Origin of the sequence: Planosporangium flavigriseum (genome assembly GCF_011947225.1) — a bacterium.
Classification (GTDB): domain Bacteria; phylum Actinomycetota; class Actinomycetes; order Mycobacteriales; family Micromonosporaceae; genus Planosporangium; species Planosporangium flavigriseum.
Window position 1 is genome coordinate 300,131 of the sequence record NZ_JAATVW010000004.1, and the last position, 21,222, is coordinate 321,352.

Below are 21,222 nucleotides of genomic sequence, written 5' to 3' on the forward strand. Positions count from 1 at the left end.
GAGAAGTGGTCGCTCGAAGAGTGCCGGAGAGCCGACGCTTCTCCATTTCTCCTAGATCGGCGAAGATGGCGGGATGGCCCGACGACTTGTGGTGATCGGCGGTAATGCCGCCGGCATGTCCGCCGCGTCCCAGGCCCGCCGCCGCCGCGGCCGGGATGACCTCGAGATCGTGGTCTTCGAGCGGGGCAACTTCACGTCGTACTCCTCCTGTGGCATCCCCTACTGGGTGGGTGGCCTGGTGGAGGGGCCGGACAAGTTGATTGCGCGGGCGCCGGCGACCTTCCGCGACGAGTACGCGATAGACGTCCGGCTGCGCCACGAGGTCGTCGCGATCGATCTGGAGAGCCGGCACGTCGTCGCGCGGAACCTGGAGAACGGTGGCGAACCGGTCCACGTGCGGTTCGACGATCTGATGTACGCGCCGGGCGCCGAACCGGTGCGTCCGGACTGGGCAGACGGCGGGCTGGCCGGCGTCTTCGGCATGCAGACCCTCGACGACGGAGCGGCCCTGATGGACTGGCTCGGCGCCGAGCCGGCGCCGGAGCACGCGGTCGTCGTCGGTGCCGGGTACATCGGCGTCGAGATGGCTGAGGCGCTGGTACGCCACGGACTCCGGGTGACGCTCGTGGAGCGCGGCGCCGAGCCGATGTCGTCGGTGGACCCTGACATGGGCGCGCTGGTGCGCGAGGCGATCTGCGGCATGAACATCGAGGTACGGACCGGCGTCACGGTGACCGGGCTCAAGGAATCGGATGGCCGGATCTCCGCGGTGGTCACCGACTCCGGCGAGCTACCGGCCGATGTCGTGCTGCTCGGGCTGGGCGTACGCCCGAACAGCCAACTGGCGCGCGACGCCGGCCTGCCGGTCGGCCGTACCGGAGGGGTCGTCACCGACCTGCGCATGCGCGTCGCTGACGGGATCTGGGCGGCCGGTGACTGCGTCGAGACGGTGCATCGGCTCAGCGGGCACCCGGTGCACGTGCCCCTGGGTACCCACGCCAACAAGCAGGGTCGGGTCGCCGGCATCAACCTGGGCGGCGGGTATGCGACGTTCCCCGGTGTGGTCGGGACGGCGGTGACGAAGGTGTGCGACCTCGAGGTGGGCCGCACCGGCCTGTTGGAGCGCGAGGCGAGCGCCGCGGGCTACGAGTTCGTGACCGCGGTGGTGAAGTCGACCAACCGGGCGGGGTACTTCCCGGGCGCTGCCCAGATGACGGTCAAGCTGATCGCGGAGCGGCGCACCGGCCGGCTGCTGGGCGCCCAGATCGTCGGCCGGTCCGAGGCGGCCAAGCGGATCGACGTCGTGGCGGCCGCGCTGTGGCACGAGACAACGGTCGAGGAGCTGACCGCGTTCGATCTCGGGTACGCGCCGCCCTACGCCCCGGTCTGGGACCCGGTGCTGGTGGCGGCCCGGAAGGCCGCCGTGGCGGTGGAGCGGGCCGGTCAGTAGTCGTCGTCCGGTATCTCGACGGTCCGTGCCTGCTCAAGAGCGTCGGCCTCGCTGACGTCCGGCCGGATGCGCGGGCGGTCGTCATGGTGGCTGGGGACGGCGAGCAGCGCCTGCTCGATCGCGTCAGCTTCGCTGACGTCCGGCCGGACGTTCGGGCGTTCCGGCAGGTCTTCCGGGTGTACGGGCAGCGTTTGCTCGAACGCGTCCGCCGGCGGCGCCTCGATGTCCTCGGTCGCCGGCCTGAGCTCCTCCCGAGCGGCTGTGTTTTCCTGGAAGTCCTCGTCAGGCTGCGTCATCGCTCCCCCTACCGCGTCGTGGTCCCTCTAGCCTTTACCCATTCCAGGCGGTACGCACCAGATTCGCCGGCGCGCGTGCCCGGATACCCCCAGCCCAGGTTGCGGGGTCGGCGCGCGGTGATCTCGACTTCTGCGCGATACTCCTCGGCAGGACAGCGGGAACGCCCGTCGACGGACCTCACAGCCAAGGAGCGCAGCAATGCCCATCGCTTCGCCAGATGCTTACGCGGAGATGCTCGACCGCGCCAAGGCCGGCGCGTTCGCGTACCCGGCGATCAACGTCTCTTCGTCGCAGACGCTCAACGCGGCCCTGCGCGGCTTCGCCGAGGCGGAGAGCGACGGCATCATCCAGGTCTCGACCGGTGGTGCCGAGTACCTGTCCGGCCCGACGGTGAAGGACATGGTCACCGGCTCCGTCGCGTTCGCCGCGTTCGCCCGTGAGGTGGCCAAGAAGTACCCGGTGAACATCGCGCTGCACACCGACCACTGCCCCAAGGACAAGCTCGACAAGTTCGTCCGGCCGCTGCTGGCCATCTCCAAGGAGCGGGTGGCGCGCGGCGAGGACCCGCTGTTCCAGTCGCACATGTGGGACGGCTCGGCCGTGCCGCTGACGGAGAACCTGGAGATCGCTCAGGAGCTGCTGGCCGACGCCGCCGCCGCGAAGGTGGTCCTGGAGGTCGAGGTCGGGGTCGTCGGCGGTGAGGAGGACGGCATCGTCGGCGCGATCGACGACAAGCTGTACACCACCGTTGAGGACGGGCTCGCCCTCGTCGAGGCGCTCGGCCTGGGCGAGAAGGGCCGCTACATGGCCGCGTTGACGTTCGGCAACGTGCACGGCGTCTACAAGCCGGGCAACGTGAAGCTGCGCCCGGAGATCCTCAAGGAGATCCAGGACGCGATCGGCAAGCAGTACGGCCGGGAGAAGCCGCTCTCCCTGGTGTTCCACGGGGGGTCGGGCTCGCTGCTGGAAGAGATCCGCGCAGCGCTCGACTACGGCGTGGTGAAGATGAATATCGACACCGACACGCAGTACGCGTTCACCCGGCCCGTCGCCGAGCACATGTTCCGCAAGTACGACGGCGTGCTGAAGGTCGACGGCGAGGTCGGCGACAAGAAGGCGTACGACCCGCGCTCGTGGGGCAAGTCGGCCGAGGAGGGCATGGCCAAGCGGGTCGTGGAGGCCTGCGAGCACCTGCGCTCGACCGGCACGACGATGGGCAAGTAGCGCTCGGTTTTTGGGGCGGAGGGCGCCCCGCTCACGGTCTATTCCGTGAGCGGGGCGCCCTCCGCACGAACAGGGGACGGTAGCCGCAGCCGTCACACCGCCCCGGTCAACAGCGTGACCGCTTCGGCGACGTCGTCCGTGACGTGGATCAGTCCGCTGAGGTCACCGGCGGGTGAGCCGGCTAGCAGCGGTTCGAGCAGCGTGCGGATAGGAAGCCGCTGCGTCCAGTACGCGGTGTCGAGAAAGACGTAGGGCCCGCTCACCCCGTCGGTGGCGTAGAACGTCTTGGTCGCCGCTTGGAACACCTCTTGTACCGTGCCGGCCCACCCCGGCGCGAACACGATGCCGCCGCGTGACAGTCGCAGGATGGTGTCCTCCCGGATGGCGTTGGAGAAGTACTTCGCGATCCGGGCCGCGAAGAGGTTGGCCGGCTCGTGCCCGTACAACCAGGTGGGGATGGACAGTCCGCCGCAGCGCGCCCAGGCCAGGCCGTCGGTCTCGGCCGGCGCCGGGAACTCGTCGCGCAGCTTCAGCGCGGCGGCGGTGTACGGGTCATGGTCGCGGAAGTCAGGGGCGGCGGCGAGCACGTCGATTGCGGCGGTGAGGTCGGCGGCGGAGCGCGTGGCCAGGAAGGCGCCCAGGTTGGCCGCCTCCATGACGCCGGGGCCACCTCCGGTGACAACCAGCCGGCCGGCGCGCGCCAGTTCCCAGCCGAGCGTCGCGGCGAGCCGGTAGGTCGTCGAGCCGCGCTGCACCGCGTGGCCGCCCATCACGCCGATCGCGGCCGACCTACCGGCCGTGGCCATCCAGGCGTTCGTGGCGACAGCGAGGGCGTTGTCGATCCCGCTGTCGTGCAGTCGCTGCACCAGCGCCTCCCGCGGTGCCGGCTGGGCGCCGCCGGACGCGCGGAAGTGGTGGTACACGATGGTGTCGTACATCCCTGTGAAGCCGTCGGTTGCGAAGCCGGCAGCGAGATCGTCCGGGGTGTACAGCCGGCCGGGGTGGGTGGGGTACGGCACGCCGTCGAACGAGGGCACCACCAGCGCGCCGCGGCGTACCAGGTCGGCGGCGATGTGTGGGGAGGCGAACCGGCAGCCGACGAAGAGCGCGTCCTGAACATCCACGATGGACAGAGCGGCCGTCGAGTCCTCGTCGTCCAGGTGAAGGTCCTGAATGATCAAACCGCTGAGCGTACCGGCGGACACATGTGCGTTCAGTTCGGCGCGGGACTCGATCTCGTTCGGGGTGTCGTCATGAAGCGCGATGACGTCGGTGGGCGGAGGTGTCGGCACCCGGACATCCTGCCGTAGTTGTACCTGAATGCGGCGATGGCCCGAGTACGAGTCTCGGGCCATCGTGTTGCCGGGTCCTGGGGAGGCTCCGGACCTTCAGTTGTAGTCCTGGCTTGCACAAATGTGCACCCCCGTATGCGTGACGAATACCTCAGCCGTTCGGTTATCACGGCTGCTGGCATAGGGGTTGAATTGGGACATGCAGAACCTGCTCCCACAGCCGTCGCCCACGCTGCTGCCCGTTGATCCCGAAGCGGACGCGGCCCTCGCCGGAGTCTCCGGGGTGAGCGATGACGACACCGCACCGGTCGGTCCGGTTGGCGCCTGGGCCGATCTGAAGGCCGTCGCGGGGAAGTTCCCGACCTACAGCGCCGCCTGGGCTCGCCTCGGCGAGCAGGCGTTCGCTGCCGGCGACCCGGTCACCGCGTACGCGTACGCCCGGACCGGGTACCACCGGGGGCTTGACCAGTTGCGCCGCAGCGGGTGGCGCGGGCACGGCCCGGTGCCGTGGTCGCACGCCCCCAACCGTGGGTTCCTGCGCAGCGTGAACGTGCTGGCCCTGGCGGCGGACGCGATCGGCGAGGCGGAAGAGGCGGCGCGCTGCGCACAGCTGCTCCGCGACTGCGACCCGGCCGCCGCCGACGCCCTGACCGGCTGAGTTTCTTTTACGGCCTTGGACAGTTGCGCGAGCCATCGGTCGCACAACTGTCCAAGGCCGTTTAGAGGCCTTCGGCGACCGCCGCAGCGATCTTCAGCCAGGCCATCCTGGTCTGCGAGGACAGCGCGTTGTAGCGAAGCGGCTCGCCGGAGTCGATCAACCGCTCGTACGGGGCCAGCAGCACGGTCCGGGTACGCGCCTGGAAGTGCTGCTCGATGGCCGGGATGTCGAGTTCGCGGCGGCTCGGCGGCATGGACACGACGGTGACCGCCTGCCTCACCAGCCGGTGCAGCCCCTGCTGCTCCAGATAGTCCAGCATCCGGGCGGCCGTCTCGGCCGAGTCGTTACGGGCCGACATGGTCACCACGAGCTGGTCGGTGGCGTCGATCGCCGCCTGCCAGTTCTCCGCCCGGACGTTGTTGCCGGTGTCCACGAAGATCAGCTTGTAGAAGCGGCTCACGATCTCGCGGATGTCGGCGAACGCCATCGCCGTGAGCATCTCCCCGGCGGTCGCGGACTCGTCCGAGGCGAGTACGTCGAACATGCCCTCCCCCTGCGCGCGGACGTACTGCGACAGGTCGCCGACCCGCCCGTGCGCGCCCCGGAAATGGTCGAGGTCGCGTAGCAGATCCCGGACCGTACGGGAGTGGAAGTCCTGCTGGGCGCGCATGCCCAGGGTGCCCTGGGTCTCGTTGTTGTCCCAGGCCAGTACGTACCCGCCGCGCCGCTGTCCGAAGGTCATCGCGAGCAGTAGCACCGCCATGGTCTTGCCGGCGCCGCCCTTCGGGTTGACGATCGTGACCTGGCGTAGCCCGCCGAAGTTGCGCCGCACCATCTCGATGTCGTGGCGGACCTCCTGCTCGTGCCGCCCGGGACCGATGTTGAGCAGCCCGAACGAGGACTTGCGGAGCATGCCACGGATACCCATGGTGGCGACCGGCTCGGCCGGCCGGGCCGCCCGGCGCCGCGCGAAGTCCTCCGCCGTCACGGAGCCCTCGGGCGCCCAGTCCTGGGCCGCCTGCGGGGTCAACGCGCCAGCGGGCGGCGCGTACGCCGGCGCCTGGTAGACCCCGGGCGCCGGCGAATGCGGCGGAGGCGGCGGTGCCGGGTGAGGCGGTGCCGGCGAGGCCGGTCCCGGCGACGTAACCGGGCCCGTGGCGGGAGCGTCGCCGCCCGTAACAGGACCGGCGGCGCCGTTGGCACCCGTGGTGGGGTTGATGGCTGGCTCGCCGGGCCGGTAGATGCCGGCCTCGAACCCCACCCTCGGCCTGGCCGCTGGCGGCTGGCTCCAGGGCGAGCCGAACTCCTCGCGCGGTCGGGCCGCAGGCGCGAAGGCCGGTGCCGACGGATCGATGGTGACCGGCTGGCCGTGCACGACGGGAGGCGCCGGGAGTGCTACCGGCGGCGGGACCAGGGACGGTGCCGGGGGTGCTGGCGGTACCGCGGCCGCCGGGGGCGGCTGATCACGCGGTGGGCCGCCACGTTCATCCCTGGACGACGCGACGTTCTCATCCGGCGGCCAGAACGGCTCCTCCACGGCGTACCCCCCCTGTGGCGGTTCAACTGCGCCAGTTTCGCACGTGTTTCAATGCATCACTGTACGAACCGGGTCCGACCGTTACGCAGCGAAGACCGCCCAGGCGCCCCGCTCCATCCACCAGGTGCGCTTGCGCCCCAGCGTGCCGGCCACCCCATCGTCGACGAACGGCACGTCCGCGCTCGGCTGGATCGCGACGGCGCGGCCACGGGCGCGGCGTACCTCCACGCGTACCTGGCGCCGGCCGTACCAGTTGCGGGTGGTGACCGGGAGCGCCACCGCCACGTCGAGCACGCCGTCGGCGGCGTCGGCCGTGGCCACCAGCGGCAGGTCGTCGACTGTCGCGTACCCGTCGGCGTTGGCGACGGCCGTGGCGAGCAGCGGCTCGGTGCCGTCGCTGAGCACCGTGTCGTCGACGTTGACCTGGGCGGCGTACGGGATCGCCCGCCCGGTGTCGTCGGCGCCGCCCAGCAGGGTGCCGTGCAGCGTCACCGACCCGCCGTCGTTGCGCAGGAGGTCCAGCCGTCGGGCCTGGCCGCCCAGGACGGCCGCGGCGACGTCCGCCGGCTTGTCCGGCAGGCCGAGGCACTTGACCAGTTCGACGTCACCCATCGGGAGGACACCGATCGGAGGCAGGTCGGGCAGGGTGCGGTCCTCCGGTAGGGATTCCGGGCGCTTGCTCGGCGCCGGCGCGTACCGCCGGACCATCCGGCGTACGACCGCGCGGACCTCACCGTCGGTGGCGGCGGCGATGATCAACCGGGTGTCGGAGCGGTCCAGTACCGCATCGATCTCCTGGTCGGAGTGCGCGGTGACGGTCTCGACCCGGGCGCCGCCAGCGACCAGCGCGTCCCGGCAGGCGAGAACGGGCACGCGCGGCGTGCTGGAACAGCCGTCCGAGCAGCCGCCGGAGCAGCCGCCGCCCTGCCCGTCGTCGAGCGTCAGCAGCACCACGTCGTACACCGTTTCGCCTCCTTGTTAGCCTTGCACCCCGGGGCCTGGCCGCGACCGAGCGCCATCGACCCCTGGAAGGCGGACTTCAAGATGCCAGCGATCGTGCTGATCGGCGCGCAGTGGGGCGACGAGGGCAAGGGCAAGGTTACCGACCTGCTCGGAGAGCGTGTCGACTACGTCGTGCGGTACCAGGGCGGCAACAACGCCGGCCACACCGTAATCACCCCAGATGGGCAGAAATATGCCCTGCACCTGCTCCCGTCGGGCGTACTGACGCCGGGCTGCGTGCCGGTGATCGGAAACGGGGTCGTGATCGACCCGAAGGTGCTGCTCACCGAGTTGGACGGGCTAGCCGCGCGCGGCGTGGACGCGTCGAAGCTGCTCATCTCGACCGACGCGCACCTGATCATGCCGCACCACCGGGCGCTCGACCGGGTGGTCGAGCGCTACCTCGGCTCGTCCCGCATCGGTACGACCGGGCGCGGCATCGGGCCGGCGTACGGCGACAAGATCGCCCGCATGGGCATCCGGGTGCAGGACCTGCTTGACCCGGGGATCTTCCGCAAGAAGCTGGAGCTGGTGCTGCGGGAGAAGAACCAGATCCTGTTCAAGGTCTACAACCGTAAGCCGATCGACGTCGACGCGGTCGTCGAGGAGTACCTGGGGTACGCCGAGCGGCTGCGCCCGTACATCGCCGACACCCGGTTGATCCTTGGGAAGGCACTGGAAGCGGACAAGACCGTCCTGCTGGAAGGCGCCCAGGCGACCCTGCTGGACGTCGACCACGGCACGTACCCGTTCGTGACCTCGTCCAACCCGACCGCGGGCGGCGCCTGCGTCGGCTCGGGCATCCCGCCGACCCGGATCTCCCAGGTCATCGGCGTCATCAAGGCGTACACGACGCGAGTCGGTTCGGGCCCGTTCCCGACGGAGCTGTTCGACTCCAACGGCCAGCACCTGCTCAAGATCGGCGGGGAGTACGGGACGACGACGGGCCGGGAGCGCCGGTGCGGCTGGTTCGACGCGGTCGTCGGGCGGTACTCGGCGCGGGTCAACGGCATCACCGACCTGGTCGTCACCAAGCTCGACGTGCTGAGCGGCCTGGAGAAGCTGCCGGTCTGCGTGGCGTACGAGATCGACGGCGAGCGGGTCGACGAGATGCCCATGACCCAGACGGCGTTCCACCACGCCAAGCCGATCTACGAAGAGCTGCCCGGCTGGGACGAGGACATCTCCAAGTGCCGCACCGAGGCTGAGCTGCCTGAGAACGCCCGCCGCTACATCGAGCGCATCGAGGAGCTGTGCGGGGTCCGGGTCAGCGCGGTCGGCGTCGGGCCGGGCCGGGACGAGAACGTGGTCCGCCACCCGCTGATCTGACGCTCGCCCGTACGATCGCCTAGTGCGTGTCCTTCTCGTGGGCTCGGGCGGGCGCGAGCATGCCCTCGCCACCGCCCTTGCCGCTGACCCATCCGTCACCTCGCTGGTGTGCGCCCCCGGTAATCCCGGTATGGCCGCGATGGCGCAGGTCGTACCCGTGGACGTCACCGACGCCGACGCGGTCGCCGACCTGGCCGTCGGGGTCGGGGCGGACTTCGTCGTGATCGGCCCGGAGCAGCCGCTGGTCGCGGGTGCGGCCGACGCGGTCCGGGCCAGGGGGATCCCCTGCTTCGGGCCGTCCCGGGCGGCGGCGGAGTTGGAGGGCTCGAAGGCGTTCGCGAAGGCGATCATGGACGCCGCTGGCGTGCCGACCGCCCGGTCCCGGGTCTGCACGGACGCGGCCCAAACCGCCGCGGCGCTCGACGAGTTCGGCGCGCCGTACGTCGTCAAGGACGACGGGCTGGCCGCCGGCAAGGGGGTCGTGGTCACATCCGACCGGCAGGCAGCTCTCGACCACGCCGCTGAGTGCGACCGGGTCGTCGTCGAGGAGTACCTGAGCGGTCCCGAGGCGTCGCTGTTCGTCGTCACCGACGGCACGGCCGCGCTCCCGCTACTGCCGGCCCAGGACTTCAAGCGGGTCGGCGAGGGCGACACCGGGCCCAACACCGGCGGCATGGGGGCGTACGCGCCGCTGTCGTGGGCCCCCGCCGACCTGGTCGACGAGGTCATGGCGTCCGTGGTGCACCCGACGCTGGCCGCCATGCGCGACCGGGGGACGCCGTTCGCCGGCCTGCTGTACGTCGGCCTCGCGATCACGCCCGACGGGCCGAAGGTCATCGAGTTCAACTGCCGGTTCGGCGACCCCGAGACCCAGGTCGTCCTCGCGCTGCTGGAGACGCCCCTCGCGGGGCTGCTGGGCGCGGCGGCGACCGGCACGCTCGCCGAGCACCCGCCGCTCGAGTGGCACGGTGGATCGGCCGTGACCGTGGTGGTGGCGGCCGAGAACTACCCCGGTACGCCACGCAAGGGCGACGTCATCACCGGCGTCGACGGCCTGCCCGGGATCATCCACGCCGGCACCGCCCGCCGCGAGGACGGTGCCCTGGTCTCCGCCGGCGGCCGGGTGCTGTGCTGCACCGCGACCGGCGCCGACCTGGCCGCGGCGCGGGAAGCCGCCTACGCCCTGGTCGACCGGGTGGAGCTGGCCGGCTCACACTACCGCCGCGACATCGCGCTGACGGCCGTACGAGGTGAGATCGCCGTCAGTCTCTGATCCGAGGCAGGTACATCGTCGCGTCGTTGGAGTCGGCCACCGAGCCGCGCCGGCTCTGGTTCGGCAGGGGGCCGGCCGGCGGCTGGACCGGTGGTGGCGGGCTCGTCGGCGGGTTGGTCGGCGCGTTCAGCAGGCGACGCATGATCTTGCCGGTCGCGTTGCGGGGCAGTTCGGCCACGAAGTACACGTCCCGTGGCACGCTGAACCTGGCCATCGCGCGGCGCACGTACTCGCGTACGCCCTCGGTGTCCAACTGCTCGCCCGGGTAGAGCACGATCCAGGCGGCCAGGCGCTGCCCGTACTCGTGGTCAGGGACGCCGACGACGGCCACCTCGCGTACCTGGGGCAGTTCGGCGATCGCGTTCTCGACCGCGGACGGGTACACGTTCTCCCCGCCGCAGATGACCATGTCGTCCTCGCGGCCGTCGACGTACACCAGCCCGTCCGGTGCGATGTGGCCGATGTCGCCGGTCGCGATGAGATCGCCCCGGCGCTCCTTGCCGCCGCCGTCGGTGTAACCCTCGAAGATCATGTCGTTGCCGACGAAGATCCGCCCGATGTGGTTCGGCGGCATCGGGTTGCCGTTCGTGTCCAGGATCAGCACGCGGGTGCCCACCGGCGGACGCCCGGCGCAGGTCGAGTCGGCGCGCAGTTCGCTCGGGGTCGCGATGCTCGCCCAGGACGCCTCGGTCGACCCGTACAGGTTGTAGAGCACGTCGCCGTACACGTCCATGAACCGGCCGACCATCGGCGCGGGCAGCGCCGATCCGCTGCTCGCGACGACCCGGAGCGGGCTGGCGACACGCGCGGCTGGCGCGGCGTCCAGCATGCGCTGCAGCATGACCGGCACCGCCAGCAGCGTGGAGCATTCGTGCTCGGTCACCGCGGCGAGCGTCCCGGCCGGGTCGAAACGGCGGCGCAGCACCACGGTCGCGCGCAGCGCCAGGGCGATCTGCAGCCCCGCGTAGCCCCAGGTGTGGAACAGCGGCGCGGCGATGAACATGCGCTCGCCGGCGGACATCGGGATGCGGGAGATCACGGCGGCGAGGGGATTGAAGCCACCGGGGACCGGCCGGCGCGCGCCCTTGGGTGTGCCGGTCGTGCCCGAGGTGAGCACGATCGTGCGGCCGGGCTGCTGCGGCGGCGCTATGTCGGCGTTCGGGGCGGCTTCGATCAGACCGGCCACCGTCGGGGTGGACCGGTGCAGGTGGCCGTCGGCGCTGATCCGCGCGACCGTCGCCGGCACGGCCGAGGCCATCTCGAAGAACTCGTCGTCGTGGATGAGGAGCCGTACGTTCTGGTTGTGCAGGACGGTCTCGAGCTGGTCGGGGCCGAGCCCGGTGTTGACCAGCACGACATCGGCGCCGATCGTGCCGGCGGCGAGCATCGACTCGAACATCGTGGCCGAGTTGCGGCACAGCAGACCCAGCCGGTCACCCGGCCCCAGGCCGTACCCGGAACGCAGCGCGTTCGCCAGCCGCTGCGATCGGATCGCCAACTCCCGGTAGGTCAGCGAGCGCGTCTCGTCGATGACCGCCAGCCGGTCGGGATCGCGGGCGGCGGCTGAGCGCATCTCGCCGGTGAGGCTGAAGCCCCACCGGCGCAACGCGTTGAGCTGCCGGACTACCTTGTCCGGCCGGCCGGGTGCGAGGAGCCCGCGGCGGGCGAGAGTGCGTACCAGGAAGGCTGCTTCCACGTTGTCCTACCTACCCCTTGAGGTGCCCCCGCGTTACCCCTGCGCCAGCTACTTCATCGATTCACGTTCAGCGGATGTACATCCCGGAGATGGCTCGCGAGATGACCAGCCGCTGGATCTCACTGGTCCCTTCGAAGATCGTATAAATCTTCGCGTCTCGATACCACCGTTCGACCGGGTGGTCACGCACGAAACCGGCGCCGCCAAGGATCTGGACCGCCTTTTCCGCGTTGGCGACCGCCACCTCGCCGGCCTTGAGCTTGCTCATCGAGCCCTCACCGGCTTCGAACACGCGGTTGTTGCGCCCCATCCACGCCGCCCGCCACACCAGCAGCCGGGCCGCGTCGAGCTCCATCTTCATGTCCGCGAGCGTGAACGCGATGGCCTGGTTCTCGATGATCCGTCGGCCGAACTGCTCACGGTCCTTGGCGTACTCCAGGGCGTACTCGTACGCCGCGCGGGCGATGCCGAGCGCCTGGGCGCCCACGGCCGGCCGGGACAGCTCGAACGTACGCATGGCGGCCTGGCCGCTGGCCTTCCGGCCCTCGCGGGCCCGGGCCAGTCGCTCGTCGAGCGCCTCCTTGCCGCCGAGCAGGCAGCTTCCGGGCACGCGGACGTCGTCGAGGAAAACGTCGGCGGTGTGCGAGGCGCGCAGGCCGAGCTTCTTCAGCTTCTTGGTGGCCTGCAGGCCGGGGGTGCCGGGCGGGACCACGAAGCCGGCCTGTCCGCGCGAGCCCAGCTCAGGGTCGACGCTCGCGGTCACCACGTGGACGTTGGCGATGCCGCCGTTGGTGGCGAACGCCTTCTGTCCGCTGATGACCCACTCGTCTTTCGCCTCGTCGTAGCGGGCCCGGGTGCGCATCGAGCTGACGTCGGAGCCGGCCTGCGGCTCGGTGGTGCAGAACGCCGCCACCTTGGGATCGTCGGCGTCGCCGAAGCACTGCGGCACCCATTCGACCATCTGGTCGGGCGTGCCCGAGCCGTAGATGGACGCGACCGCCAGGTGCGTGCCGAAGATCGCCATCGCGATGCCGGCGTCACCCCAGAACAGCTCCTCATTGGCGAGGCACATGGAGAGCCCGGTCGAGTCACCCCAGGCGTTGACGAGGAATTCGAAGCCGTACAGCCCGATCTTCGCCGCCTCCTGGATGATCGGCCAGGGGGTCTCCTCGCGCTCGTCCCACTCCGCGCCGGCCGGACGCACGACCTCGCTCGCGAAGCCGTGCACCCAGTCGCGGAGATCCCGCTGTTCCTCGTTCAGGTCAAGCGAGAATTCGGGCATGGCTCAGCCCTTGGGGATGTCGAAGAGGTTTGCGATGTTCGCGGCGAGGCCGAGGTCGCCCTTGGCCTTCAGCTTGCCGGTCATGAACATCATCATCGGGTTGCCGTTGCCCGAGACGACCTTGATGAAGTCGACCGGGCCCACGGTGATCGCGAGCTTCGGGTCGTTCTCCGGCGTCGGCGACAGGGTGCAGGTGCCGTTCGCGATGACCAGCTCGTAGGTGCTCACGCCGCCGTCGGGGGCGCCGCCGACGTTCCAGTGGATGACCGCGTTCGTCGAACCGGCGCGGTCCGGGCGGAACAGGCTCGGGAACTTGGCGAAGATCGCGTCGAGGATCTGCTTGCGGTGCTCACCCTGCAGCAGCTCGGAGATCTCCGAGTCCTTCGTCTGCTTGACGATCTGGGCGAACTGCTTGGGCTCGACGGTGGCGAAGTCGAGACCGGTGATGTCCGTCATGGGTCCCCCTGTAGTGGCGTATGACCTTACTCATGGGTAACCTTACGGGCGAGTAGGTAAGCTGGCAAGGTGCCACCCGTCACCTCGAAGCGTGTTCCTCGCGCGATCCGCGAACAGCAGATGCTCGACGCCGCCGTGTCCGTCTTCGGCCAGCGTGGCTTCCATGCCGCGTCCATGGACGAGATCGCCGAGGCCGCGGGCATTTCCAAACCCATGGTGTACGCGTACCTCGGCAGCAAAGAGGACCTGTTCACCGCGTGCCTGCACCGGGAGGCGACCCGACTGGTCGAGAGGGTTGTCGAGGCCGTGGGGGTCAGCGCGCGACCGGACGAGCAACTGTGGAACGGCCTGCGCGGCTTCTTCGCCTTCGTCGGATCACACCGCGAAGGCTGGAACATGCTCTACCGGCAGTCCCGCGGCCGGGAGCCGTTCGCCAGCGAATGGGCGGCGATGCGCGGGCGGATGGTCGAGGTGGTGTCCGGGCTGCTGACCCGGGCGGTGGAGTCGGCCGGCGGCTCGGGTACGCCGGCCGACCTGGAGTCGGTGACGTACGGACTGGTGGGCGCCGCTGAGTCGATGGCCGACTGGCTCGCCGACAACCCCGGCGAGGACCCGGGGCGGACGGCCGCCCGGCTGATGAACTTCATCTGGCTGGGCGCCGAGGACCTGCTTCGTGGCGCGGTGTGGCGCCCCGCTTCGTGAGCCGCCCTCCTCAGGGAGAGGGCGCAGTTGCCGGGCAGTTCGGCGAGTAATCGACAGCTCAGCCGTGCAGGGTCGGCCCGAGCAGGGTCAGGAACGCGAGCAGGACGAGGACGCCACCGAGTACGGCGGACTGCACCTGCGTACGGGCATTGCGCGGCGCGTACGCCAGGCCGGCGGCCACGATCGCACCGACGACGAGCCCGCCGAGGTGACCGGCCTTGGAGATGCCCGGGAAGAAGAACGTGATGTACAGGTTGATCAGCAGGATCGGCAGGATTCCGGCCAGGCTTCCGCCGAGTCGACGGACGACTATCGCGTACGCGGCGAACAGGCCAAAGATCGCGGTAGACGCGCCGGCCGCGAACGAGCTCGGGCTGAACAGGTAGGCCGCCACGTTGCCGCCGAGCCCGGCGAGCAGGTACAGAGTCAGGAACCGGGCTCGGCCGAGCGCGGCTTCGAGTGGGCGGCCGAGGATCCACAGCCCCCACATGTTCATCAGCAGGTGCAGCAGCCCGTAGTGGATGAACATGGCGGTGATCAGGCGGTACCAACCGCCGTCGTCGAGACCTGGGGCGTAGGTGCCGCCGGGTGCGTGGCCGAGGAGGATCTCGCCGTTCGGCATGAGCGTCACGCCGGTGGCGTGCACGGCGCCGATCGCCTGGATCGCGCTGACGCCGGTGAAGAGCCCCCGGCCGAGCAGGGCGCCGGTGCCGCTGATGAGGACGCCCACCAGGGCCACGGCCACGTTGATCGCAATCAGGATCTTGGTGACCGTGCCCTGCTGGCCGGCCACGGTTCCGCCGAAGGCGGTCCGGGCCGAGCGCTGGGTGCGCCGCCCTGCGGCGACGCACTCCGGGCACTGGTGACCGACTGACGCCTCGTTCATGCATTCGGGGCAGATCGGTCGGTCACAGCGCGCGCAGCGGACGTAGGTCTCCCGTGACGGGTGTCGGTAGCAGGCCGGCACGCCGACGGACGGGGGTTGAGTCATGCCAGTAAGACTACTGAGCCCGTTCAATCTCGACGCGCTCGATGACGACGTCCTGCAGCGGACGGTCGCGCGGGTCGGTCTGGGTGCTCGCGATGGCGTCCACGGTCTTGCGCGAGTCGTCATCGGCGACCTCGCCGAAGATGGTGTGCTTGCCGTTGAGCCACGCGGTCGGCGCGACCGAGATGAAGAACTGCGAGCCGTTGGTGCCCTGGCCGCCGCGCGTGCCGGCGTTCGCCATGGCCAGCAGGTACGGCCGGTTGAACTGCAGATCGGGGTGGATCTCGTCGTTGAACGTGTACCCGGGGCCGCCGGTGCCCGTACCCGTGGGGTCGCCGCCCTGGACCATGAAGCCGCTGATGACCCGGTGGAAGACCGTTCCGTCGTAGTACGGCCCGGTGCCGGGCTGACCCGTACGCGGGTCGGCGTAGCTACGCGTACCCTCGGCCAGCTCGACGAAGTTCCGCACGGTCTTCGGCGCGTGGTTGGGGAAGAGCTCCATACGAATCGGTCCGACGTTCGTGTGCAACGTCGCGAAGATACGTTCGGCCACAATGCTCCCTTTCGTGGAGAAGATCGCTAACGCTTACCGTACCTCCGGCCGGACGGCCCCGCCGCTCGGCCCGAGGCCGAGCGGCCGAAGGGCGCTCGGATGCTCACCGGTTACATACATCGAGGACGGCGACACGTTCTTCTCGCCCGCCGCTGGGTATGACAACTAGGTAGGGAGTGTGTTCGCCGCCACGGGAGGTGGGACTGTGTTGGGACGGCGTCAGGTCAGGACGCACAACGCCATGATGCGCGAGGAGTTCACCGAGGGTGTAGATCACCTTCGGATGGCCGCGGCCCACGCCGCCGGCTCGGCCGCCGGGATGATCGCTCCGCGCCTCGGCGCGGTGCGGGAGCGGATGATCGAGCCGACGGTCGACAAGTCGATGGACATGGCGCGCGACGGCGCGCGCAAGGCCGGCAAGATGGCGCGCCGGGCCACGGGCAAGCAGCCGGCGATCACGGAGACCAGGCGGTGGCCCCGGATGGTCGGGGGCCTGATGATCGCGGGCGCGGCCCTGGGCGCCATCAGCGCGCTGCTGTCCCGCCGCCGCCAGCGCGGCTGGAACGAGTACGGCGCAGGCGGAAGCTCCATGACGCAGGAAGTGCGGTCCATTGCGGACACCGCCCGGTCGGCTGCGTCGTCGATGGCGGACACGGCCAAGGACACGGCATCTGACGTGCTGGGACAGATGAAGAGCCAGTCCGACACCTCGTCGCCGTCGCCGTCGCCGTCGCCGTCGCCGTCGCACGGTACGGGCGAGTCGTACTCCAGCGGCGGCCCGACCGGTTCCAGCTCGCGCAACGGCCGTCCATAGCGCGTACGGCACTCTTTTCCGAGGGGGGCGCCCGGAGCGCTCCCCTCGGAGCGCGGTCCTACAGCCAGCCAGAGCGGCGGAGGGCCCGGTACGCCACGAACGAGCCGGTGATCAGCAGAGTCAGCAGCACCGGATAGCTGTACTTCCAGTGCAGTTCCGGCATGAATTCGAAGTTCATGCCGTAGATGCCGGTTGCCATGGTCCAGAACGCCGCGATACCGGCGTAAGCCGCGATCTTGCGCATGTCGTTGTTCTGGTCGACCGACACCTGAGCCAGTCGGGCCGACAGGACCGAGTTGAGCACGTCGTCGAAGTAAATGACCTGCTCGACCGTGCGGGCCAGGTGGTCGTTGACGTCGCGGAAGTACCGGCGGACCTCGCCCGGCACGTCGCCGACCTGCCCGCTGGCCAGGCCGGCGAGCGGGCGCTGCAGCGGCATGACGACCCGCTTGAACTCCATCAGCTCCCGCTTGAGCTGGTAGATGCGCTGGATCCGGCCGTGGCCCTGGCGGGCGAAGACGCTGTCCTCGACGATCGCGATGTCCTCCTCGATCGCCGCAGCGACCTCTACCAGCACGTCGACGACCATGTCGCACACCGCGTAGGCCACCGCCCACGGGCCGTGTTTGATCAGCTCATCCTTGTCGTTGAGGCCTGCCCGTACCGGTGCCAGCCGGGCCGCGTCCCCGTGCCGGACGGTGATGATGAAGTGCTCACCGATGAACATCATGACGTCGCCGCTCTCGACGACCTCGCTGTTCTCGGTCAGTTCGGCGTGCTCGATGTAGCGGGCGGTCCGCAGCGTCACGAACGTCATGGCGCCGTAGCGCTCCACCTTCGGCCGCTGGTGGGACTTGACGGCGTCCTCGACTGGCAGCTCGTGGAGGTCGAACGTGTCGGCGATGTCGGCCAGCTCGTTCGCGTCGGGTTCCTTGAGCCCCAACCACACGAAAGCGTTGTGGGTGTTGCCGGCGGCGATCAGCGCGTCCCGGTAGTTCCAGTCACCCGGCTGGCGCACGCCGTCGACATAGAGCGCGCAGTCGATGACCCCGCTGTGGTGGTCGGCACCGACGCCCGTCGACAGCGGCGCCGGGGTGGTGCTGCGCATCCGGTGCATCGCGCGACGGACCGGCGCGGGTAACACGCGGGACAGGCTGCGACCGGTTCCGTCCTGGGTCATGCGCTACTCCAGACGTGGTGTGCGGCGCAGCCGCCCCGAGTTACGTCAAAAAGTAGGCACCGGGCGGGCCGTCCGCAGGTGGGGTGGGGGGCGGGGCGGCCCGCCCGGTGCCGTTGGGGGCGGGGATGGTGCCTGTGGACGCAGTGTCGTGGAGACGATTGCGTCGCGCAGGATTGTGATCCATCCGGCCCGGGCGGGGGAACCCCTTCACATCACGGTTTGGTGTCAGCCTTGCTCGCGTACCTGCGCCACGGCGGCTGCCAGCCTGCGTACACCCTCGTCGACCTGGTCGGCCGTGACCGCCGAGTAGGCCAGCCGCAGCGAGTGCCGGCCGCCCTCCAGCAGGAAGTCACTGCCCTTGACGACCGCCACGCCGTGGGCGGTCGCCGCCGGTACGAGCTTGTCGACGTCCACGTCCTCCGGAAGCTCGACCCAGAGGAAGTAGCCGCCGTCGGGCTCGGTGAAGCGCGCGTCCGGGATGTGCTTGCGCAGCGCCTCGGCCAGCAGCTGGGCGCGCTCGCCCAGCGCCGTGCATACGGTGGCGATCGACCGGTCGATGTCGCCGGCGGCGCAGAACTGGTACACGATCGCCTCGGAGACCATGCCGGGCGAGATGTACAGGTTCGTGGCGCGCTGGGCGATCGTGGCGATGACGTCCTTCGGGCCGACCAGGTAGCCGACGCGGACGCCCGGGCAGACGGTCTTGGTGAACGAGCTGGCGTGCACGACGGTGCCGTCGGTGTCCAGGTTCAGCATCGACGGCAGCTTCTCGCCACGGAAGCGGATGTCGGCGTACGGGTCGTCTTCGAAGATCGTGAAGCCGTACTCCTTGGCGAGGGCGATCAGGGCCCGCCGCCGGTCGGCGCTCAGCGTCACGCCCGCCGGGTTCTGGAAGTTCGGAATGATGTGGGCGAGCTTCGGGCGTACCCCCGATTCGAGCAGCCTGCGCAGCTCGTCAACGTCGAGTCCGTCCTTGTCGAGGGTGACCTGGTGCACCTTCGCGCCGAGGTTGCGCAGGTTGAGCAGGGTCCGGTCGTAGGTCGGCTTCTCCACGATCACGTCGTCGCCGGGGCGGACGAGGTGCTCGAACAGCAGGGCGTCGGCCTGCAGCGAGCCGTTCGTGACGATCACCTGGTCGACGTCCACGCCGTGCTTGTCCGCGATCCACTTGCGCAATGGCGGGTAGCCCACGGACGTGCCGTACGCGGTGATGCCGGCCGGGTCCGCCTCGAAGGCGCGAACCGCTGCCGCCTTGAGGCCGTCGATGTCGACGATGTCCAGGGAAGGAGCACCACGGGCAAACGAAATCAACTGCGCAGGGGTCATGGAACTTAAGGGTACGGGGTTCGTCCGATCGATTTTGTCAAGCCCTAGGTGTGAATCTGTGACGATCAGGGCAATGGACGTTTTCTAGGCGGGGACGGTCGAGCGGTGCTGGGCCCAGACCCGCACGATGTCGCGCACCGAGATGACACCGAGAACCTCGTCGTCGGACATGACGACCAGGTGACGGAAGCTGCCCTCGATCATCGCGGCCGCCGCGTCCTCCAGGGTCCAGGACGGCCCGGCGTACACCACGTCCCAGGTGATGTGCGCGGCGGCGCGCTCGACATCGGGGTCCTGTCCATCGGCGAGGGCATTGAGAACGTCGCGTTCGGTGATGATGCCGACCCCCGCGCCGTCGGGGTCGATCACTATGGCCGCGCCGACCCGGCGCGACGACATCAACTGGGCGGTCTGTCGGAGCGTGTGCTCGGGGCCAACGGTCAGCACCGCCTTACTCATCGCATCGCGTACCTGCACGGTGTAATCCCCCTCACAATGCGCGGTACGGAGATGGTCCCGCCGGTGCGGCGAACACTCAAGACTTCTCATCCATGAATTTCACTTCTACGCCCGGCCGGGTGAAAGAAGGGGCGCCGCGGTCCCCTTCGGCTCAGGGGGCAGCCGAGGTCGTCCGGCCGTAGGGCCAATACTTGACGCATGCGTTTCCTGTCCGAACGGTTCGGGGTGTCCGAGCCGGCGCCGTATGACCTGACCTATGACGACGTCTTCATGGTGCCCTCGCGGTCGAGCGTCGAGTCGCGTCTGGACGTCGACCTGGCGACCAGCGACGGCACCGGCACGACGATCCCGCTCCTGGTCGCCAACATGACCGCCGTCGCCGGCCGGCGCATGGCGGAGACGGTCGCGCGCCGGGGCGGCCTCGCGATCATTCCCCAGGACATCCCGGTCGACGTCGTCGCGGACGTCGTGAGCTGGGTCAAGCGCCGGCACCTGGTGCACGACACCCCGATTACGCTCGCGCCCGGCGACACTGTCTCGCAGGCCCTCGCGCTGCTGCCCAAGCGCGCTCACGGCGCGGTCGTCGTCGTGGAGGACGGCCGTCCGGTCGGCATCGTCACCGAGGTCGACTGCGCCGACGTCGACCGGTTCACCCAGCTCGGGACCGTGATGTCCCGGGATCTGCTCACGCTGCCCGCGGACATCGCCCCCGAGGACGCGTTCGAGCGCCTCCAGGCCGGCCACCACCGGGTGGCGCCGGTCGTGGACTCCTCCGGCTCGCTCGTCGGCATCCTGACCCGCAAGGCCGCCCTGCGGGCGACGCTCTACCGTCCGGCCACCGACGACGAGGGCGGGCTGCGGGTCGGTGCCGCGATCGGCATCAACGGGGACGTGGCCGGCCGCGCCGACAAGCTGCTGGCCGCCGGCATTGACGTGCTGGTCGTGGACACCGCGCACGGGCACCAGGAGCGGATGATCTCCGCGCTGCGGGCGGTCCGGGCGCTCCAGCCGACCGTTCCGGTCGCGGCCGGCAACGTCGTGACGGCGTCCGGGGTACGCGACCTCATCGCGGCCGGCGCCGACATCGTGAAGGTGGGCGTCGGGCCCGGCGCGATGTGCACCACCCGGATGATGACCGGCGTGGGGCGCCCGCAGTTCTCCGCCGTGCTCGAGTGCGCGCAGCAGGCCCGTGAGCTGGGCGGGCACGTCTGGGCCGACGGCGGGGTTCGGCACCCGCGCGACGTCGCCCTCGCGCTCGCGGCCGGCGCCTCGAACGTCATGATCGGTTCCTGGCTGGCCGGCACGCACGAGTCGCCCGGCGACCCGCAGCGCGATGCCGACGGCCGCCTGTACAAGGAGAACTTCGGCATGGCCTCGGCGCGGGCGGTCAGCCGCCGCACCACCGAGGAGACGCCGTACGACCGGGCCCGCAAGGCGCTGTTCGAGGAGGGCATCTCGACCTCGCGGATGTACCTGGATCCCCGCCGGCCGGGGGTGGAGGACATCCTCGACGAGATCGTGGCCGGCGTACGCAGCTCGTGCACGTACGCGGGCGCCCGTAACCTCGCCGAGCTCCACGAACGGGCGGTCATCGGGATCCAGAGCGCGGCCGGGTACGCCGAGGGAAAGCCGCTGCCGACCAGTTGGTGAGCGAGAGTACGGTCTAGCCGGGTCGCGATATCCTGCCTCGCGTCCGACGGGTAG

19 protein-coding genes and 1 pseudogene are annotated in these 21,222 nt (G+C 70.1%); 8 read left to right on the forward strand and 12 right to left on the reverse strand.

The window, feature by feature from the left end:
- Positions 1–73 precede the first annotated feature (73 nt).
- Positions 74–1,450: an FAD-dependent oxidoreductase gene (locus tag HC028_RS08465; protein WP_168074903.1), complete on the forward strand. Its 1,377-nt coding sequence runs from the start codon at positions 74–76 to the stop codon at positions 1,448–1,450.
- On the opposite strand, the gene HC028_RS08470 is transcribed toward HC028_RS08465, so the two are convergent.
- On the reverse strand, positions 1,444–1,746 hold the full coding sequence (locus HC028_RS08470) for a hypothetical protein (protein WP_168074277.1): 303 nt from the start codon (positions 1,744–1,746) through the stop codon (positions 1,444–1,446). The genes HC028_RS08465 and HC028_RS08470 overlap by 7 nt on opposite strands.
- Positions 1,747–1,945: 199 nt before the next feature.
- Here HC028_RS08470 and fbaA point away from each other — a divergent pair, with 199 nt between their 5' ends.
- Positions 1,946–2,971 (forward strand): class II fructose-bisphosphate aldolase, encoded by a 1,026-nt coding sequence (gene fbaA, locus HC028_RS08475; protein ID WP_168074905.1) that lies wholly within the window; start codon positions 1,946–1,948, stop codon positions 2,969–2,971.
- 92 nt (positions 2,972–3,063) lie between these two features.
- Here fbaA and HC028_RS08480 read toward each other — a convergent pair whose 3' ends face one another.
- A complete protein-coding gene (locus HC028_RS08480) occupies positions 3,064–4,263 on the reverse strand; it encodes an LOG family protein (protein WP_239075250.1) in 1,200 nt (399 codons plus the stop codon).
- Positions 4,264–4,462: 199 nt separating this feature from the next.
- On the opposite strand from HC028_RS08480, the gene HC028_RS08485 reads away from it, so the two are divergent.
- Positions 4,463–4,921, forward strand: a complete 459-nt coding sequence (locus tag HC028_RS08485) for a DUF3151 domain-containing protein (RefSeq protein ID WP_168074909.1) — start codon at positions 4,463–4,465, stop codon at positions 4,919–4,921.
- A 61-nt stretch (positions 4,922–4,982) separates the two neighbouring features.
- Here the strand turns inward: HC028_RS08485 and HC028_RS08490 are convergent.
- Together HC028_RS08490 and HC028_RS08495 are read right to left on the reverse strand one after the other, a co-directional pair.
- Positions 4,983–6,380, reverse strand: a pseudogene (locus tag HC028_RS08490) (MinD/ParA family ATP-binding protein); the annotation flags it as partial.
- Between the two features lie 159 nt (positions 6,381–6,539).
- The gene (locus HC028_RS08495) at positions 6,540–7,421 is read right to left on the reverse strand and encodes a diacylglycerol kinase family protein (RefSeq protein WP_168074911.1); all 882 of its coding nucleotides are present in this window, start codon (positions 7,419–7,421) and stop codon (positions 6,540–6,542) included.
- Positions 7,422–7,502: 81 nt separating this feature from the next.
- Here HC028_RS08495 and HC028_RS08500 point away from each other — a divergent pair, with 81 nt between their 5' ends.
- The gene (locus HC028_RS08500) at positions 7,503–8,789 is read left to right on the forward strand and encodes an adenylosuccinate synthase (protein ID WP_168074913.1); all 1,287 of its coding nucleotides are present in this window, start codon (positions 7,503–7,505) and stop codon (positions 8,787–8,789) included.
- A 22-nt stretch (positions 8,790–8,811) separates the two neighbouring features.
- Positions 8,812–10,062 (forward strand): phosphoribosylamine--glycine ligase, encoded by a 1,251-nt coding sequence (purD, locus tag HC028_RS08505; protein WP_168074915.1) that lies wholly within the window; start codon positions 8,812–8,814, stop codon positions 10,060–10,062.
- Here the strand turns inward: purD and HC028_RS08510 are convergent.
- The 3 genes from HC028_RS08510 to HC028_RS08520 form a co-directional block, all read right to left on the reverse strand.
- A complete protein-coding gene (locus HC028_RS08510) occupies positions 10,052–11,758 on the reverse strand; it encodes an AMP-binding protein (protein WP_168074917.1) in 1,707 nt (568 codons plus the stop codon). The genes purD and HC028_RS08510 overlap by 11 nt on opposite strands.
- 67 nt (positions 11,759–11,825) lie before the next feature.
- Positions 11,826–13,040, reverse strand: a complete 1,215-nt coding sequence (locus tag HC028_RS08515) for an acyl-CoA dehydrogenase family protein (protein WP_168074919.1) — start codon at positions 13,038–13,040, stop codon at positions 11,826–11,828.
- 3 nt (positions 13,041–13,043) lie between these two features.
- Complete coding sequence (locus HC028_RS08520) at positions 13,044–13,496, reverse strand: SCP2 sterol-binding domain-containing protein (protein ID WP_168074921.1); 453 nt, start codon at positions 13,494–13,496, stop codon at positions 13,044–13,046.
- A 120-nt stretch (positions 13,497–13,616) separates the two neighbouring features.
- Here HC028_RS08520 and HC028_RS08525 point away from each other — a divergent pair, with 120 nt between their 5' ends.
- Positions 13,617–14,198 carry a TetR/AcrR family transcriptional regulator gene (locus HC028_RS08525; protein ID WP_168075172.1) on the forward strand — a complete coding sequence of 194 codons (582 nt, stop codon included), beginning with the start codon at positions 13,617–13,619 and terminating at the stop codon, positions 14,196–14,198.
- 58 nt (positions 14,199–14,256) lie between these two features.
- Here HC028_RS08525 and HC028_RS08530 read toward each other — a convergent pair whose 3' ends face one another.
- A complete protein-coding gene (locus HC028_RS08530; RefSeq protein WP_168074923.1) occupies positions 14,257–15,189 on the reverse strand; it encodes a rhomboid family intramembrane serine protease in 933 nt (310 codons plus the stop codon).
- A gap of 10 nt (positions 15,190–15,199) precedes the next feature.
- The gene (locus tag HC028_RS08535; RefSeq protein ID WP_168074925.1) at positions 15,200–15,739 is read right to left on the reverse strand and encodes a peptidylprolyl isomerase; all 540 of its coding nucleotides are present in this window, start codon (positions 15,737–15,739) and stop codon (positions 15,200–15,202) included.
- A gap of 205 nt (positions 15,740–15,944) precedes the next feature.
- Here HC028_RS08535 and HC028_RS08540 point away from each other — a divergent pair, with 205 nt between their 5' ends.
- A complete protein-coding gene (locus tag HC028_RS08540) occupies positions 15,945–16,553 on the forward strand; it encodes a YtxH domain-containing protein (protein ID WP_168074927.1) in 609 nt (202 codons plus the stop codon).
- Between the two features lie 58 nt (positions 16,554–16,611).
- Here the strand turns inward: HC028_RS08540 and HC028_RS08545 are convergent, their stop codons facing one another.
- The 3 genes from HC028_RS08545 to HC028_RS08555 form a co-directional block, all read right to left on the reverse strand.
- Entirely contained in the window at positions 16,612–17,733 is a 1,122-nt protein-coding gene (locus HC028_RS08545; protein WP_168074929.1) for a magnesium and cobalt transport protein CorA, read from the reverse strand.
- Between the two features lie 225 nt (positions 17,734–17,958).
- On the reverse strand, positions 17,959–19,059 hold the full coding sequence (locus HC028_RS08550) for an aminotransferase-like domain-containing protein (protein WP_168074931.1): 1,101 nt from the start codon (positions 19,057–19,059) through the stop codon (positions 17,959–17,961).
- A gap of 84 nt (positions 19,060–19,143) precedes the next feature.
- The gene (locus HC028_RS08555; RefSeq protein WP_168074933.1) at positions 19,144–19,536 is read right to left on the reverse strand and encodes a CBS domain-containing protein; all 393 of its coding nucleotides are present in this window, start codon (positions 19,534–19,536) and stop codon (positions 19,144–19,146) included.
- A 180-nt stretch (positions 19,537–19,716) separates the two neighbouring features.
- Between HC028_RS08555 and HC028_RS08560 the strand changes: the two genes are divergently transcribed.
- On the forward strand, positions 19,717–21,168 hold the full coding sequence (locus tag HC028_RS08560) for a GuaB1 family IMP dehydrogenase-related protein (RefSeq protein ID WP_168074935.1): 1,452 nt from the start codon (positions 19,717–19,719) through the stop codon (positions 21,166–21,168).
- Positions 21,169–21,222 lie beyond the last annotated feature (54 nt).

Coding starts and splice junctions, on each gene's coding strand:
- HC028_RS08485 (WP_168074909.1), top strand. CDS start 4,463: ATGCAGAACCTGCTCCCACAGCCGTCGCCCACGCTGCTGCCCGTTGAT.
- HC028_RS08465 (WP_168074903.1), top strand. CDS start 74: ATGGCCCGACGACTTGTGGTGATCGGCGGTAATGCCGCCGGCATGTCC.
- HC028_RS08560 (WP_168074935.1), top strand. CDS start 19,717: ATGCGTTTCCTGTCCGAACGGTTCGGGGTGTCCGAGCCGGCGCCGTAT.
- HC028_RS08545 (WP_168074929.1), bottom strand. CDS start 17,733: ATGACCCAGGACGGAACCGGTCGCAGCCTGTCCCGCGTGTTACCCGCG.
- HC028_RS08530 (WP_168074923.1), bottom strand. CDS start 15,189: ATGACTCAACCCCCGTCCGTCGGCGTGCCGGCCTGCTACCGACACCCG.
- HC028_RS08515 (WP_168074919.1), bottom strand. CDS start 13,040: ATGCCCGAATTCTCGCTTGACCTGAACGAGGAACAGCGGGATCTCCGC.
- HC028_RS08470 (WP_168074277.1), bottom strand. CDS start 1,746: ATGACGCAGCCTGACGAGGACTTCCAGGAAAACACAGCCGCTCGGGAG.
- fbaA (WP_168074905.1), top strand. CDS start 1,946: ATGCCCATCGCTTCGCCAGATGCTTACGCGGAGATGCTCGACCGCGCC.
- HC028_RS08500 (WP_168074913.1), top strand. CDS start 7,503: ATGCCAGCGATCGTGCTGATCGGCGCGCAGTGGGGCGACGAGGGCAAG.
- HC028_RS08525 (WP_168075172.1), top strand. CDS start 13,617: ATGCTCGACGCCGCCGTGTCCGTCTTCGGCCAGCGTGGCTTCCATGCC.
- HC028_RS08520 (WP_168074921.1), bottom strand. CDS start 13,496: ATGACGGACATCACCGGTCTCGACTTCGCCACCGTCGAGCCCAAGCAG.
- HC028_RS08550 (WP_168074931.1), bottom strand. CDS start 19,059: ATGACCCCTGCGCAGTTGATTTCGTTTGCCCGTGGTGCTCCTTCCCTG.